Source organism: Massilia sp. 01N417 (assembly GCF_056399645.1).
The window spans coordinates 1-14,634 of sequence record NZ_JBFTRS010000031.1 but is presented as its reverse complement, the minus strand read 5'-3'; the positions used below and the strand labels follow the sequence as shown (position 1 = coordinate 14,634).

Annotated in this window: 13 protein-coding genes; 10 read left to right on the top strand and 3 right to left on the bottom strand. The window is 62.3% G+C overall.

Annotated elements, in window-relative coordinates:
- Positions 1 to 9: 9 nt before the first annotated feature.
- Both AC1DOQ_RS24805 and orn read right to left on the bottom strand, forming a co-directional pair.
- Entirely contained in the window at positions 10 to 2,478 is a 2,469-nt protein-coding gene (locus AC1DOQ_RS24805) for an ATP-binding protein (RefSeq protein WP_477370365.1), read from the bottom strand.
- Positions 2,479 to 2,555: 77 nt separating this feature from the next.
- Positions 2,556 to 3,140: an oligoribonuclease gene (gene orn / locus AC1DOQ_RS24800; protein WP_477370362.1), complete on the bottom strand. Its 585-nt coding sequence runs from the start codon at positions 3,138 to 3,140 to the stop codon at positions 2,556 to 2,558.
- 93 nt (positions 3,141 to 3,233) lie between these two features.
- Here orn and AC1DOQ_RS24795 point away from each other — a divergent pair, with 93 nt between their 5' ends.
- The 9 genes from AC1DOQ_RS24795 to AC1DOQ_RS24755 all read left to right on the top strand — a co-directional run bounded on the left by AC1DOQ_RS24795 (position 3,234) and on the right by AC1DOQ_RS24755 (position 13,781).
- Positions 3,234 to 4,526, top strand: coding sequence for a M48 family metallopeptidase (locus AC1DOQ_RS24795; protein ID WP_477370358.1), 1,293 nt, complete (start codon positions 3,234 to 3,236; stop codon positions 4,524 to 4,526).
- Positions 4,523 to 4,873: a 4a-hydroxytetrahydrobiopterin dehydratase gene (locus AC1DOQ_RS24790; protein ID WP_477370355.1), complete on the top strand. Its 351-nt coding sequence runs from the start codon at positions 4,523 to 4,525 to the stop codon at positions 4,871 to 4,873. Before AC1DOQ_RS24795 ends, AC1DOQ_RS24790 begins: the two co-directional genes overlap by 4 nt.
- A gap of 8 nt (positions 4,874 to 4,881) precedes the next feature.
- On the top strand, positions 4,882 to 5,787 hold the full coding sequence (gene rsgA, locus AC1DOQ_RS24785) for a ribosome small subunit-dependent GTPase A (protein WP_477370352.1): 906 nt from the start codon (positions 4,882 to 4,884) through the stop codon (positions 5,785 to 5,787).
- A gap of 41 nt (positions 5,788 to 5,828) precedes the next feature.
- Complete coding sequence (gene argF, locus AC1DOQ_RS24780) at positions 5,829 to 6,755, top strand: ornithine carbamoyltransferase (protein ID WP_477370349.1); 927 nt, start codon at positions 5,829 to 5,831, stop codon at positions 6,753 to 6,755.
- A gap of 116 nt (positions 6,756 to 6,871) precedes the next feature.
- Entirely contained in the window at positions 6,872 to 8,104 is a 1,233-nt protein-coding gene (locus AC1DOQ_RS24775; protein ID WP_477370346.1) for an argininosuccinate synthase, read from the top strand.
- A 552-nt stretch (positions 8,105 to 8,656) separates the two neighbouring features.
- Positions 8,657 to 9,064 (top strand): hypothetical protein, encoded by a 408-nt coding sequence (locus AC1DOQ_RS24770; protein WP_477370343.1) that lies wholly within the window; start codon positions 8,657 to 8,659, stop codon positions 9,062 to 9,064.
- A gap of 142 nt (positions 9,065 to 9,206) precedes the next feature.
- The gene (locus AC1DOQ_RS24765) at positions 9,207 to 11,675 is read left to right on the top strand and encodes a glycoside hydrolase family 31 protein (protein WP_477370340.1); all 2,469 of its coding nucleotides are present in this window, start codon (positions 9,207 to 9,209) and stop codon (positions 11,673 to 11,675) included.
- A gap of 441 nt (positions 11,676 to 12,116) precedes the next feature.
- The gene (locus AC1DOQ_RS24760; RefSeq protein WP_477370337.1) at positions 12,117 to 12,299 is read left to right on the top strand and encodes a hypothetical protein; all 183 of its coding nucleotides are present in this window, start codon (positions 12,117 to 12,119) and stop codon (positions 12,297 to 12,299) included.
- A 528-nt stretch (positions 12,300 to 12,827) separates the two neighbouring features.
- Positions 12,828 to 13,781 (top strand): IS1595 family transposase, encoded by a 954-nt coding sequence (locus tag AC1DOQ_RS24755; protein ID WP_477370335.1) that lies wholly within the window; start codon positions 12,828 to 12,830, stop codon positions 13,779 to 13,781.
- A gap of 40 nt (positions 13,782 to 13,821) precedes the next feature.
- Here AC1DOQ_RS24755 and AC1DOQ_RS24750 read toward each other — a convergent pair whose 3' ends face one another.
- Positions 13,822 to 14,316: a DUF3016 domain-containing protein gene (locus tag AC1DOQ_RS24750; protein WP_477370332.1), complete on the bottom strand. Its 495-nt coding sequence runs from the start codon at positions 14,314 to 14,316 to the stop codon at positions 13,822 to 13,824.
- Between the two features lie 151 nt (positions 14,317 to 14,467).
- Between AC1DOQ_RS24750 and AC1DOQ_RS24745 the strand changes: the two genes are divergently transcribed.
- The coding region (locus AC1DOQ_RS24745; RefSeq protein ID WP_477370511.1) for a transposase at positions 14,468 to 14,634 on the top strand (167 nt) is incomplete at its 3' end.

Genomic DNA, 14,634 nt, shown 5'->3' with positions numbered 1-14,634 from the left:
ATGCGCTGATCAGGCGCCGGCCACGCCGGCCAGGATCGCCGCCAGCTTGTCGAGATCGACCGGCTTGACCATGTGGTGGTCGAAGCCGGCTTCGAGGGCGGCGCGGCGGTCCTGCTCCTGGCCGTAGCCGGTGACCGCCACCAGCAGCATCGAGCGGGTGCGCGGATCGGCCCGCAGGCGGCGCGCCAGCTCGTTGCCGTCCATTTCCGGCAAGCCGATGTCCAGCAGGGCCACCTCCGGACACTCCCGCCACGCGCGCTCGAGGGCGCGCAGCGAATCGTTCTCCACCATCACTTCGTAGCCGCAGGCTTCCAGCAGCATCGCCAGGGTGGCCGCGGCGTCGACGTTGTCGTCCACCACCAGCAGGCGCAGCAGCTGTCCCTGCAGCGGCGGCGCGCCCGCGGCACCCGGCTCCTCGCCGTGCGCGGCGGACTGCATCAGCGGCAGGGTCACGATGAAGCTGCTGCCCCGGCCCGTTCCGGCGCTCGCGCATTCGACGCTACCGCCATGCAGCTCGACCAGGTGCTTGACCAGCGCCAGGCCCAGCCCCAGTCCGCCCTGCGAGCGGTCGGCCGAGCGCTGGCCCTGGGCGAACAGCTCGAACACGCGGTCGCCCAGTTCCGGCTCCATGCCGATGCCCTCGTCGCGCACCACCAGCTCGAGGTGTTCGCCGCGGGTCCGGGCCTCGATGTCGATACGGCGCTCTTCCGGCGTGTACTTGGCCGCGTTGTTGAGCAGGTTGGCCAGCACCTGCACCAGGCGCGCCTTGTCGCCGAGGACCGTGGCCTCGGGATCGTCGAGCCGCACCGACAGGGCCTGGCGGCGGGCCTCGAACAGCGGGCGCACCTGTTCGATCGCTTCATCGACGATGGTGCGCGCCGCCACCGGCGCCCGCGCCAGGGTCACCAGCCCGCGCGTGACGCGCGAGACGTCCAGCAGGTCGTCCACCAGGCTGGTCATGTGCTTCACCTGGCGCCCGATGATGGCGCTGCTCTGGCGCACCCGGTTCTCGTCGAGGCGGCCGATCCTCAGCAGGTCCGCGGCGGCGCTGATCGGCGCCAGCGGATTGCGCAGCTCGTGCGCCAGCATGGCCAGGAATTCGTCCTTGCGCTGGTCGGCCGCGCGCAGCTTTTCCTCGGCCTGCTTGCGCTCGCTGATGTCGAGGAAGAAGCTGACGAGGCCGCCGTTGCTGGTGGGGTAAGCCCTCACCTCGTAGGTGCGCACCACCCCATCGGGCAAGCGATGCAGGTATTCGACACTACCGGCAAGCCGCTCGGACATGGCCCGGCCATACATGCGTCCAAGTTCGCTGTCCACGGATTCGGGCCAGATCTCCCAGTGATTGCGCCCGATCACCTGCTCGGCGCTGCGGCTGCCGAGGCGCAGCCCCTCGGCATTCATCTCGAGGACGGTCCAGTCGGATGAGAGCAGGCCAAAACCCTCGGCGATCGAATCGAGGATGACCTGGCTGCGGTCGCGCTCCGCCCGCAGGGCTTCGTGGGCGCGCGCCAGGTCGACCGCGGTCCACAGGCGCTCCGACATGCTGCGCGCCAGCGCGATCTCGGCCTCGCTCCAGCGGTGCGGATGCTCGTGACCCAGCGCCAGGAAGGACACCAGGCGGCCCGACTTCACCAGCGGCACCAGCAGGCTGGCGGTCACGCCCATGGCCATCAGGTAGGCCTGCTGGTGGGCGGCGGTGCGCGGATCGATGCGCACGTCGGTGATGGCGATGACGTCGCCGGCGCGCCCGGCCCTGGCCACGTCCTCGCCGAAGGCTTCGATCGCGAAGGTATTGCCGGACAAGCTGGACGTGCCGTGACGCTTCCAGTCGCGCGGCACGTAGAAGGTGTTGCGCTCGTCGTCGACTTCGCCGTACATCACGCGCTCCACGCCCAGTTCCTTGCCCAGCAGGGCGCTGGCGGTGGCGATCGCCTCCTCGCCGGAGGTGGTCGGGCGCAGCGCGTCGGCCAGCGCCAGCTCGAAGGCGGCGCGGCGTTCGGCTTCGACGCGGGCAGTGGTTTCGATGCAGGTGCAGAACAGGCCCATCACCCTGCCCTCGCCGTCGTGCAGGGGCGAATACGAGAAGGTGAAACAGGTCTGCTCGGTATAGCCCTTGCGCTCCATGGCGAGCGGCATGTCTTCGAAATACGAGGACTGGCCGGCCATGGCCCGTTCCGCGATCGGACCGACGTCGGCCCACAGCTCCCACCAGACACGCTGGAACCGGGCACCGAAGGCGGACGGGTGTTTGTCCCCAAGAATCCGGGCGTAGGCGTCGTTGTAGAGGAAGACCAGCTCCGGTCCCCAGCCCAGGAACATCGGGAAGGTCGAGCTGAGCACCATCGACACGGCCGTGGCCAGTTCGGGCGGCCAGGAATCCGGCGGGCCGAGCGGCGACGATTGCCAGTCGTGCGCGCCGAGCAGGCGCCGGGTCTCGCTGTCGCCCAGCCCGGCGGTAATGCGCAGAATGTCAGCCATGATCGATTATTCCCTATTCCATGGCGAGACGATTCACCATTTCAACATTGTGTCGTGCCGCGCGGGCACTTTACAACTTACAGCTTAATGAAGTGCTCGCGATAGTAGCGCAGTTCTTCGATCGACTCGACGATGTCAGCCAGCGCGGTATGCTTCTGCGCCTTCTTGAAACCCGATGCCAGTTCCGGCTTCCAGCGGCGGCACAGTTCCTTCAGGGTCGAGACGTCCAGGTTGCGGTAGTGGAAGAAGGCTTCCAGCTTCGGCATGCCGCGCGCCATGAAGCGGCGATCCTGGCAGATCGAGTTGCCGCACATCGGCGACTTGTTGGCCGGCACCCACTGCTTCAGGAAGGCGATCAGCTGCTCTTCGGCCTGGGCTTCGTTCACGGTCGAGGCTTTCACGCGATCGATCAGGCCCGACTTGCCGTGGGTCCCCTTGTTCCAGTTGTCCATCTTGTCGAGCGTTTCGTCGCTCTGGTGAATGGCGAAGACCGGGCCTTCGGCCAGGATGTTCAGCTCGGCGTCGGTGACGACCACCGCGACTTCGATGATGCGGTCGCTGTCCGGATCGAGGCCGGTCATTTCCATGTCGAGCCAGACGAGGTTCATGTCGTTCGGGCGCGGGGTAAGGGTCGGGGTTTGGGTTTCGTTGGCTTGTGACATAATCTGTTCTTTGGCTATAGTCAGTCGGGGTGAGAGCACAGGCGTAAAACCGTGCTCGGCCCCCGAAATGTAGGATTTTCTCACAGGCACACGATGCTTTCATTCGCGTTTTCGGTTTTGTTCGTCATTTTTTTCATGCTGACCCTGGTGTTGCGGTACTGGCTGGCCAGCCGGCACGTCCGCCACGTCCTGCGTCACCGTGATCAGGTGCCGGCCGAATTTGCCGACCGCATCCCCCTGCACGCCCACCGCAAGGCTGCCGACTACACGGTCGCCAAGACCCGCTTCGGCCTGATCCACGCGGTCTGGAGCGGCCTGGTGCTGATCGGTTTCACCTTGCTGGGCGGGCTGCAGGCACTGTCGATCGCGCTGCTGCACCTGCTGGGCCCCGGCATGGCGCACCAGATCGGCCTGGTCGTCGCCTACGCCGCCATCGCCGGCCTGCTCGACCTGCCGTTCACGTACTGGTTCCAGTTCGTGCTGGAGCAGCGCTTCGGCTTCAACAAGATGACGCTCAAGCTGTGGCTGGCGGACATGGTCAAGAGCACGCTGGTCGGCGCCGTGATCGGCCTGCCGCTGCTGTGGGTGGTGCTGTTCCTGATGGAGCGCACCGGTCCCCTGTGGTGGCTGTACGCCTGGCTGGTGTTCAGCGGCTTCCAGCTCTTGATGATGGTGATCTACCCGACCGTCATCGCGCCGCTGTTCAACAAGTTCACGCCGCTCGCCGACGACAGCCTGAAAAGCCGCATCGAAGGCCTGATGGCGCGCGTCGGCTTCGCATCGAAAGGCTTGTTCGTGATGGACGGCAGCAAGAGGTCAAGCCACGGCAATGCCTACTTTTCCGGCTTCGGCGCCAACAAGCGCATCGTCTTCTTCGACACCCTGCTGGAGCGCCTCGCGCCCGCCGAGATCGAAGCCGTGCTGGCCCACGAACTGGGGCACTTCAAGCTCAAGCACATCGTCAAGCGCATCGTGGTCGCGTTCGCGCTGTCCCTGGTGTTCCTGGCCCTGCTGGGCTGGCTGAAGACCCAGGTGTGGTTCTACACCGGCCTGGGCGTCACTCCGCTGCTGGGCCAGAACAACGATGCGATGGCGCTGCTGCTGTTCATGCTGGTGCTGCCGGTGTTCACCTTCCCCTTCGCGCCGCTGACCTCGATCACCTCGCGCAAGCACGAGTTCGAGGCGGATGCCTTCGCCGCCAGCCACAGCGATGCGCGCGACCTGGTCTCGGCCCTCGTCAAGATGTACGAGGACAATGCCTCGACCCTGACGCCGGACCCGCTGCACTCGGCCTTCTACGATTCGCACCCGCCGGCCTCGATCCGCATCCGTCACCTGCACGAAGCGGGCGCGCTTTCCGGTACGGCCGGCATGGAGCCGGCATGAACATGAACAAGGCCCTGCCCCTGCATGAACGCCACTGCACCCACGGCGCCGCGGCGCTGGACGATGCCGCCGCTGCCGCTTTGCTTGCGCAAGTGCCCGGCTGGCATGTCGACGCCAACCGCCTGGTGCGCGAGTTCCTGTTCCGCGACTACCACGAGACCATCGAATTCGTGAACGCGCTGGCCTTCATGGTGCATCGCGAAGACCACCACCCGGACTTGCAGGTCGGCTACCGCCGCTGCACGGCTTCCTGGACCACGCACTCCGCCGGCCACCGCCTCAGCGAGAACGACTTCATCTGCGCTGCGAAAGCCGACGCGCTGTACGCGGGACGGGCCGGCGCATGAGCAAAGGAATGAGCAAAAGCGCTGAATTGACCGGCACCATCGTCGCGGCCCACGGCCGCCATTACCTGGCCGACGTCGACGGAGAATTCCTCCAGTGCGTCACGCGCGGCAAGAAGACCAACGTCGCGGTCGGCGACATCGTGCACCTGAAGCGCACCTCGAACGACCAGGCCGTGATCGAGAAGATCGCCGAGCGCAGCACCCTGCTCTACCGCTCCGACCAGTACAAGTCGAAGCTGCTGGCGGCGAACATCACGCGCCTCTTCATCGTCGTCGCCACCGAACCGAGCTTCGCCGACGACCTGGTCTCGCGCGCCCTGGTGGCCTGCGAGGCGGCCGGCGTCGAGGCCCACCTCATCCTCAACAAGGTCGACGTCGAAGAGCTGCTGCCGCGCGCCCGCGAACGCGCCGCGCTGTACGCCAAGCTCGGCTACCCGCTGCACGAGGTCTCGGCCAAGGCCGATCCGGAAGGCACCGTGGCGACCCTGATGCCGCTGCTGCTGGGGGAGTCCTCGATCTTCATCGGCCAGTCCGGCATGGGCAAGTCCTCGATGATCAACCTGCTGGTGCCGGACGCGGACATCGCGGTGCGCGAGATCTCCGAAGCGCTGGACACCGGCAAGCACACCACGACCTTTACCCGGCTGTACCGCCTGCCCGGCGACGCCGGCGGCAACATCATCGATTCGCCCGGCTTCCAGGAATTCGGCCTGTATCACCTGACCGAAGGCATGCTGGAGCGCGCCTTCGTCGAGTTCAAGCCCTTCCTGGGTGGTTGCAAATACTACAATTGCCGCCACCTGGCCGAGCCGCAATGCGCCATCCTGGGCGCGGTCGGAGAAGGCAAGATCGCGAAGATCCGCCACGAGCTGTATGCGCAATTACTACATGAGTCTGAACAGACCTTGTATTGATGGAATATAATTCAGAAGATCCCCCGCATTCCCGACCTAACATGGCTGTCCAGACTCCCATCAAGCACTTCCTGCAATTCTCCGACTTCACCCGCGACGAGTTCGAGTACGTGATCGAGCGCGCGGCCGTCATCAAGCGCAAGTTCAAGGCCTACGAGGTCTACCACCCGCTGGTCGACCGCACCCTGGTGATGGTGTTCGAAAAGAGCTCGACCCGTACCCGCCTCTCCTTCGAAGCCGGCATGCACCAGCTGGGCGGCGCCGCGATCTACCTGAACACGCGCGACAGCCAGCTGGGCCGCGGCGAGCCGGTGGAAGACGCCGGCCAGGTCATGAGCCGCATGTGCGACATCATCATGGTGCGCACCTTCGGCCAGGACATCATCGAGCGCTTCGCCGCGAATTCGCGCGTGCCGGTCATCAACGGCCTGACCAACGAGCACCACCCCTGCCAGGTGCTGGCCGACGTGTTCACCTTCTTCGAGCACCGCGGTTCGATCACCGGCAAGACGGTGGCCTGGATCGGCGACGCCAACAACATGCTGTATTCGTGGCTGCAGGCGGCCGAGGTATTCGGCTTCCACCTGAACGTGTCGACCCCGAAGGGCTACGACATCGATCCGGCTCTCGTCAAGACGAAGAACTACACCTTCTTCGAGAACCCTTCGGATGCCTGCCAGGGCGCGCACCTGGTCAACACCGACGTGTGGACCAGCATGGGCTACGAAAAGGAAAACGCCGAACGCCTGAAAGCCTTCGACGGCTTCATGGTGGACGGCCCGAAGATGGCGCGCGCCGCACCCGACGCGCTGTTCATGCACTGCCTGCCCGCCCACCGCGGGGAGGAAGTGGCGGCCGAAGTCATCGACGGCCCGCAATCGGTGGTGTGGGACGAAGCCGAGAACCGGCTGCACGTGCAGAAGGCGCTGATCGAGTACCTGCTGCTGGGCCGCATCGAAGACAAATGAGCCGACCACCACGACCCTGATTTTTTACCGCAACGAAGTCTGATCGTCGGCGCGGGCCTGGTGCCCGAGCCGGCTGACCACAACATCCCTCCACGCCTCACATCACTGGAACTCCCATGAGCGACATTAAAAAAGTAGTCCTCGCCTACTCCGGCGGCCTCGATACCTCGGTCATCCTCAAATGGCTGCAGGATCACTACAACTGCGAAATCGTTACCTTCACCGCCGACCTGGGACAAGGTGAAGAGCTGGAACCGGCGCGCGCCAAGGCCATCAAGTTCGGCATCAAGCCGGAAAACATCTACATCGACGACGTGCGCGAAGAATTCGTGCGCGACTTCGTGTTCCCGATGTTCCGCGCGAACACCGTCTACGAAGGCGAATACCTGCTGGGCACCTCGATCGCGCGTCCGCTGATCGCCAAGCGCCTGATCGAGATCGCCAATGAAACCGGCGCCGACGCCATCTCGCACGGCGCCACCGGCAAGGGCAACGACCAGGTGCGCTTCGAGCTGGGCGCCTACGCGCTGAAGCCGGACGTCAAGATCATCGCCCCGTGGCGTGAATGGGACCTGCTGTCGCGCGAGAAGCTGCTGAAGTACGCGGAAGACGCCGGCATCGAGATCGACATGAAGCACAAGAACGGCGGCGCGCCCTACTCGATGGACGCCAACCTGCTGCACATCTCCTTCGAAGGCCGCCACCTGGAAAACCCGAGCGCGGAAGCCGAGGAATCGATGTGGCGCTGGACCGTGTCGCCGGAAGCGGCGCCCGACCAGCCGGAATACCTGGACATCGAATACGCGCACGGCGACATCGTCGGCCTGAACGGCGTCAAGATGACCCCGGCGCAGGTGCTGACCGAGCTGAATCGCCTGGGTGGCAAGCACGGCATCGGCCGGCTCGACCTGGTCGAGAACCGCTACGTCGGCATGAAGTCGCGCGGCTGCTACGAAACCCCGGGCGGCGCCATCATGCTGAAAGCCCACCGCGCGATCGAATCGATCACCCTGGACCGCGAAGTGGCGCACCTGAAGGACGACCTGATGCCGCGCTACGCTTCGCTGATCTATAACGGCTACTGGTGGGCCCCGGAGCGCGTCGCGCTGCAGACCCTCATCGACCACACCCAGCAAAGCGTGAACGGCTGGGTCCGCGTCAAGCTCTACAAGGGCAACGTGATCGTCGTGTCGCGCGACTCGAAGACCGATTCGCTGTTCGACATGAACATCGCGACCTTCGACGAAGACGGCGGCGCCTACAACCAGGCGGATGCCGGCGGCTTCATCAAGCTGAATGCGCTGCGCATGCGGATTGCGGCCAAGGCGCGCGCCAAGCGCGGTCAGTAATTTCTGGCGTTTGAATGCGAAAGCCGCTGATCCGGAAGGGTCAGCGGCTTTTTTCATGACCTGCACCTTTTGCATATCATCCCCGCGCAGGCGGAGATCCAGGTTTGCTTGCGTCTCGACTGTTCATGCAGAACTCGGCGGGAATGACGGTTTTACGTGCGGCGGTCCTGATTTCAGAAGTGGAAATTCGCCGAAACATGCCCTCACCAGTTCACGCCAGCGCCATGGGCCGGCGCGCCGCGTGCGCTGTCGGTGCCTGCCGCGCCTTTCAGCACGTCGTTAGCCATGTCGTTGGCATTCACTGACGAGATGGAGGATGCTGACAACGCCTGGTCATCTGGAAAGCCATGGCCTGCTCATTCGGCTTGATCACGTACCCGTATGAAGAAGCATGGAACACGGTCTTTATTGCATACGCTAACAAGCACTCAGCCCGCCTTGCCAGTCTGTAATTTTTGCGGCTTGTCAACATGGTATGCTGGCATAGCAGCAGAGGTCGGCCATGAGGGACATCTCCTGCCTTAGCCGATCCAATACCTCTGAACCTACACCATGAAAATCGCAAGAGCCCTGGTGATATTCGCTATCATCATCTCTCTGTCAGGCCTTGTCATTCACGTGGGCGCCTTATTTGCCGGCCTGTCGTGGTTTACATTTTCGTACAAGTCCGGGACCTTGCTTGCACCTGCGAGTTGTCTCGTCATTGCCGGCCTGATGGGCGCATGTGCTTACTACGCCGCGTCGGCCCTCTGGTTGGACCGGCGTCCTCCTCTGCAGCGCTCAGCCCTGGCCGTAATGGCAACCATCTGCATCGTACGAGCGCTATTGCTACCCGTGCTGGCTATTCCCCACCCTGAATTGCGCAATACCTTTGAAGTCGTAGCCGCACTTGTCTGGGGATTGGCAGGCCTTGGATTTGCAGTTGCGTTCACGCTTAAATTGAGTGTTTTCTTCGGATGACATGCTGACGGTCACGGCAGGCCGATATCGGCCGGCAGCAGCTCTTCTGGACGCCAACTGCGGGTTGCGGGTACTGGGGCCGCGCGCAAAGCCGCCGCCCTTGAAGGGCATCGCTCATGTATAAAAACGAGGTTAAGAAAGAATGATGGAATTGAAAATGAACGCCTTGCACCTGCAGCGCTGCGCTTCACGCGCGCGCAAGCTCGCTTTTGCCGCAGGCCTGGTACTGTTGGCGACATCGCCTGCGCATGCGGGGGCGGCGCGGGCCGATGTCGCGTCGCAATCCAGGCATTCCGTAGTCGTGACCGGCGCGCACGGCGAGCAGATCCGCGTGACCGCGTACGGAAAGAATGTCGTGCGGATTCAGAGCATCCGCGCCGGCGAAAAATACTTCGACGACAATCACTACGAAATGGTGGCCTCACATGCCTACGATGACAGCTTCCGTATTGCTCACCGAGGCGGCAAGCTGGTCCTGACTCTTGACGGTCCTAGCGCCATCGAACTCGATATCGACCCGAAGACACTCGCGATCAGCTATTTCACCGGCGGCGCGTCCCGTCCCGTCCTGATGGAACGCGGCGGGACGCAATGGCACGACAAAGTCATCAGCCAGAGCTTCGAATTCGACGATCATGAACACTTTACGGCTTTGGGGCACAGCTATTTCGGCCGCGCGCAGTCGGTCGATCTCAAAGGCCAGGCGATTGCACGCAACTATGGCTCGGTTCAGATCGAACAGGCGCCGTTATTGGTCCCGTTCTACATTTCCAGCAAGGGCTATGGGGTCTTCCTGAACAGCACGTTCAAGAATTTTTTCAACTTCGGACAGGATAAGCGCTACGAATTCGGTATCAACACGCAGGGCTTCGACGGCCGCATGGATTATTTCTTCATCGCCGGGCCGCATCCGAAAGATGTGTTGACGCATTACGTCGAACTGACGGGCAAGCCGCGCCTGCCGGTCAAGGCCATGTTCGGCCTGGCCCTGTCGGACAAGAGCCACGACCACGATTCGCCGACGCCGTCCGATGAAAACTGGTGGAAGCAGAAGATCATGGCGCACCGCGCCGCCGGTTTCCCGATCGATCATGTAGTCAACGACAATCGCTGGCGCGCCGGCGGCGGCAAGCGCTGCGAATCGTATATCGAGTGGGACAAGGGCCGATTTCCCGATCCTGCCGAATACCAGCGCTGGCTGCAGGCGAATGGCCTGGTGCTGACGATTGACTTCAACCGCTGCGTCGCGCAGTTCAGCGAAGGATGGAAGAAGAGTTTCAATCTCCCCGATCCCGGCAAGGTCGACTTTTCCGAAAGCGCACCGGACCTGAGCAATTCCGAATTCCGCAAATGGTTCTGGAACATCATGTACAAGAAATCCCTGGATCCGGCCCTGGGCTATCCGGGCGATGCGCTGTGGATCGACGAATTCGACGAAGAAGGCCTGGCGCCGGAAAAGCAGATTCTCGCCAACGGCCTGAGTTCGGCCGAGATGCGCAATTACTGGTTCTTCCTCATCGCAAAAGCGCTGGTAGAGGAGGGTTGGGATCAAGCCGGTCTGAAGGAGCGTCCGTATGTCTGGGTGCGCGGCATGACGGCTGGCGCACAGCGCTATGCAACGCTGTGGAGCGGCGATATCAAGCCGAATTTCGACGAAATGAAAAACCAGATCCGTGGCATGCAACTGGCCGGCCTGTCGGGTTTCCCGTTCTGGGGGCATGACGCCGGCGGTTTTTACGACTGGGAAAAGAAGATCGGCCCGGACGCCGAGATTTACGAAAAGTGGGCAATGGCCTACGGCAGCTTCGCGCCGATCTGGAAGCCACACGGCGTGGGGCCGTCGCGCTGGCCGCTGGACCGCAGCGCGCAGGAACAGGCGGTAGCGCACACCTTCACGCGCATGCGCTATGAACTACTGCCCTACACCTACTCCGCGGCGCACGAGGCGGCCAGCACCGGCATCCCGATCGCGCGCGCTATGCTGCTTGAGTATCCGAACCAGGAGAACGCTTGGCGATACGACTTGCAGTACATGTGGGGGCCGGACTTGCTGGTCGCGCCATTCACCAGCGTCGATAAGGTGCAGGATGTCTGGCTGCCGCCGGGGAAATGGTTCGATTACTGGCGGCCGCAGCATGCGGTGCAGGGCGGTACGATCCTGCAGATCAAGCCGGATGCGAACCAGATCGCCCTGTTCGTGAAGGCGGGATCGGTCATCACTCGCCAGAAATTCGCGCTCAGCACACAATTTTCCGACAAGTCGCTGCTGATGCTCGACGTGTATGGCGGCGCCGACGGCGACACTACCCTGGTCGAGGACGACGACAGCACCGAAGAATACCGTATGCATGGCAAGCAAACGACAACCGCGATCCGCTATCGGGATGCGGACACATCGATTCATATCGGCGCGGCGCATGGCGATTACGTGGGCGCACCGTCGCAGCGCTCGTACGTGATCACCCTGCATGGCATACCGGCCTCATCCTGCTTTACGATCAATGGCAAACCCGCCGAGGTCCATGTCGACGGCGACCAGGTAACGCAGATCGTCGTGCCGCGAACGCCAGTCAGTCAGGATGTGACGGTGGCCGCCTGTGCCTCCAGATAAGCCGGCGTCCGGGCCGGAGCAGGCGGGCAGAGACCGAACGCGCGGTTCGGTCGCTTGCTCGACTGATGGACTACCTAATAAGTACTCCTATCGAAAGCCCATGGTTGCTAGCGTAGGCCTGTTGACTATTCGGTGCAAAGGTCCGCTTGAGATTGGTAGTGAACTGTGGACTTCGTGGACCTTGAATCTCTCGCAACAAGCGATCAGGTAACGCCGCTGGAGCTGTTGGGTAGTGACGAACTTAGGCCTGCATTGTGTTCGTCACGAGCGAACACATTGGGGCGAAATTCAATACTTTTCAATGGTTTGGAACGCCTTCTCGCTCTGCGCCTCACACCTGGCATGGTCATTGCAATGATGGAGACGTGAACCGAACGATTCACAAACCGCCGACAAGGCAAACCTGACCCAAGCCATATTTAACCCTGATGGAGAATTGCCATGACTACTCTTACGATCAAAGACCTGCCCGTCGTTGAAGAACTGGACCAGAAAGCAATGGCCGCTGTTGTTGGCGGCAACAAAATAGTGGACAAAGTAGTCGACGTGGCTACGGTTGCATGGGGCCTCATTACTGGCCAGTGCGAAGTTTCGTCCACAGGCAAGTCGATTGTCTGCTATTGATGAATCGGACTGCCAGGCGATGGCCGTCGCGTACAGTGAAGGTCATCGCCTTGGTATAACCTGCAGTGATGTCGCAATTCGGTCAAATCGAGACCGCGAAACGATCAGACCACGTTAGCTGGATTATGAGCATCATCGCAGCTACCACCGCTACCGGGTACGGGCTTTATTGCAGACGTTCGACAAGTCAGCCTGACAGTCAGCAACGGGGCGAACAGCGCCGTACACTTACTGGCAGAAGTCGGCCAGAAGCAGACTCTTCCGAACGGTCTGATGGACAGTCCAAGGCCGTCGCTTTGGTTGTAGAGTGAATGCGTCAGAGGCCTGACTTCCTCGATCAGTTTGACGTTACCGAAGAGCCGCAGGCCGCGGAGCTGAAGTTCTAGTTAGTACCCTAAAAAAGTAGAGACAGAAAGGAAAATGCCCGCACGAAGCGAGCATTAAAAAAAGGCGCTGTTCGCGCCAAGTGTGGAATCTTTTCCGTAAGCCTGCGGTCCAATGTCGACCTGAACCGTTGACGGAGGCTCCATGCAAGCACGGCAGTTCGAACAGTTCCTGCAACTTCTCACCAGTCTGACCCGGCGGCAACGCGATCGCTTGCTGGCACTACTGCAATCGGCGGCCGGCCTCGACCGCGTACTCGAGATCGTCGAGCAGCCCGCCGCACCGCTCTGTTGCCCGCACTGCCAGGCCAGCAAACCCTATCGCCACGGCCATGCGCACGGACTGCAGCGCTACCGCTGCCGCAGTTGCCGCCGCACCTTCAACCTGCTCAGCGGCACGCCGCTGGCCCGGCTGCGCTACAAAGGGCATTGGCTCGACTACCTTGGCTGCATGCTCGACTCCCGCAGCGTGCGCCGCGCGGCGCGCGAGATCGGCGTGGCCAGTGCGACCAGTTTTCGATGGCGTCACCGCTTCCTGGCCTTGAGCAAGGATGACCGCCCGCAGCGCTTGAGCGGTATCGCCGAAGCCGACGAGATGTATGTGCTCGAATCGCACAAGGGTTCCCGACATCTCACTCGTCCACCACGAAAGCGCGGCGGCAAGGCGACAAAGCGTGGGATCTCAAACGAGCAGGTGTGCATCCTCGTCGCACGCGATCGCAGCGGCCGGACCATCGACGCCGTGACCGGGAAGGGAAGCGTCAGCAAGCGTCAGCTATTGCAACACCTGGGGCCGCGCCTTGAACGTGACGTGCTGCTGGTGACCGATAGCCATGCGGCCTATCCGGCATTCGCGCGGGAGCTCGGGATCTCACATGAGGCCATCAACGCGAGCGCCGGCGAACGAAGGCGCGGTGCGCTGCACATCCAGAACGTCAACGCGTATCACAGCCGGATGCGCGCCTGGCTGCTGCCTTTCCGCGGCGTCGCCAGCCGTTACCTCGGCCACTACTTCGGCTGGCGCTGGGCACTGGATGGGCGCCGGATCGCCAGTGCGGATGCCTTTTTGAGAGCGGCGCTGGGCAGATTCAACACCTAGCGCGAACAGCGCCAAAAAAAATGACAGCAACGGATAGCCGTCAGCGCTGGGTCAGTTCATTTCCTTGTATGTTGGCGTGCCACCAGAGGTCAATCATGAGCTTTTCGCGCGGAAGGTTGTTGGCGGGACGTTTCGAGAGCAGCTCCTCGGGCGCTTTAAAGTCGCTGATGTTCATGTCGCCGCTGCGGATCACCTTGCCCTGCTCGCTGAGCGTATAGCGTAAGTGCATGTGGGCCAAGTCGTGCTTGTTGAGCACGCGCACCTCTTCTCCATGCCCATTCGGAACCGTATGGCCGGCCAGGTCGATGTCGAGCACCTCGACAGCCAGTTCCTGGGAAGGGGGCAGCGCCTGGCCGAGCTTAGAGAAATGAGCGCTGATTTCACCAAGTGCGCGCTCGCGGTCGGATACTGGGACCGGCATGTCGCTAAATTGCTCGGGGTGGACGTAACGGACGGTGACGCCACCCGCCAGCGCCGCCCCCGAGCTGCCGATACAGACCGCAGTCAGGACCAACTTACGAATGCAGGAATTCATTGCCGCTCCTCGTTTGGTGATTGGTCAAGCCAATATACATGCAACTTTTGTCTAAATCATATCAAATAGGTAAGCGTCATCCCTGCACCGTGTAGACACCTGCCAGCGCGCCACTCAACATAGTCCCCACTATTTTTTAGCGGGGACTATCTTGGCGGGTGAAGCAGAACAAAAGAAGCGTCGGCGCAGCACGAACTATCCGCTGGAGTTCAAGCGACAGCTGGCGCAGCAAGCGTGCGACGAGTCGGTGTCGGTAGCCCAGCTGGCGATGCAGCACGGGCTGAACACGAACATGGTGTTTCGCTGGCGACGCCAGTT

What these genes read in the sequence shown, in the direction of transcription:
- AC1DOQ_RS24755 (WP_477370335.1), top strand. Translation starts at nt 12,828, where the DNA reads ATGCAAGCACGGCAGTTCGAACAGTTCCTGCAACTTCTCACCAGTCTG.
- AC1DOQ_RS24760 (WP_477370337.1), top strand. Translation starts at nt 12,117, where the DNA reads ATGACTACTCTTACGATCAAAGACCTGCCCGTCGTTGAAGAACTGGAC.
- AC1DOQ_RS24795 (WP_477370358.1), top strand. Translation starts at nt 3,234, where the DNA reads ATGCTTTCATTCGCGTTTTCGGTTTTGTTCGTCATTTTTTTCATGCTG.
- AC1DOQ_RS24750 (WP_477370332.1), bottom strand. Translation starts at nt 14,316, where the DNA reads ATGAATTCCTGCATTCGTAAGTTGGTCCTGACTGCGGTCTGTATCGGC.
- AC1DOQ_RS24765 (WP_477370340.1), top strand. Translation starts at nt 9,207, where the DNA reads ATGATGGAATTGAAAATGAACGCCTTGCACCTGCAGCGCTGCGCTTCA.
- argF (WP_477370349.1), top strand. Translation starts at nt 5,829, where the DNA reads ATGGCTGTCCAGACTCCCATCAAGCACTTCCTGCAATTCTCCGACTTC.
- rsgA (WP_477370352.1), top strand. Translation starts at nt 4,882, where the DNA reads ATGAGCAAAAGCGCTGAATTGACCGGCACCATCGTCGCGGCCCACGGC.
- AC1DOQ_RS24770 (WP_477370343.1), top strand. Translation starts at nt 8,657, where the DNA reads ATGAAAATCGCAAGAGCCCTGGTGATATTCGCTATCATCATCTCTCTG.
- AC1DOQ_RS24775 (WP_477370346.1), top strand. Translation starts at nt 6,872, where the DNA reads ATGAGCGACATTAAAAAAGTAGTCCTCGCCTACTCCGGCGGCCTCGAT.
- orn (WP_477370362.1), bottom strand. Translation starts at nt 3,140, where the DNA reads ATGTCACAAGCCAACGAAACCCAAACCCCGACCCTTACCCCGCGCCCG.
- AC1DOQ_RS24790 (WP_477370355.1), top strand. Translation starts at nt 4,523, where the DNA reads ATGAACATGAACAAGGCCCTGCCCCTGCATGAACGCCACTGCACCCAC.
- AC1DOQ_RS24805 (WP_477370365.1), bottom strand. Translation starts at nt 2,478, where the DNA reads ATGGCTGACATTCTGCGCATTACCGCCGGGCTGGGCGACAGCGAGACC.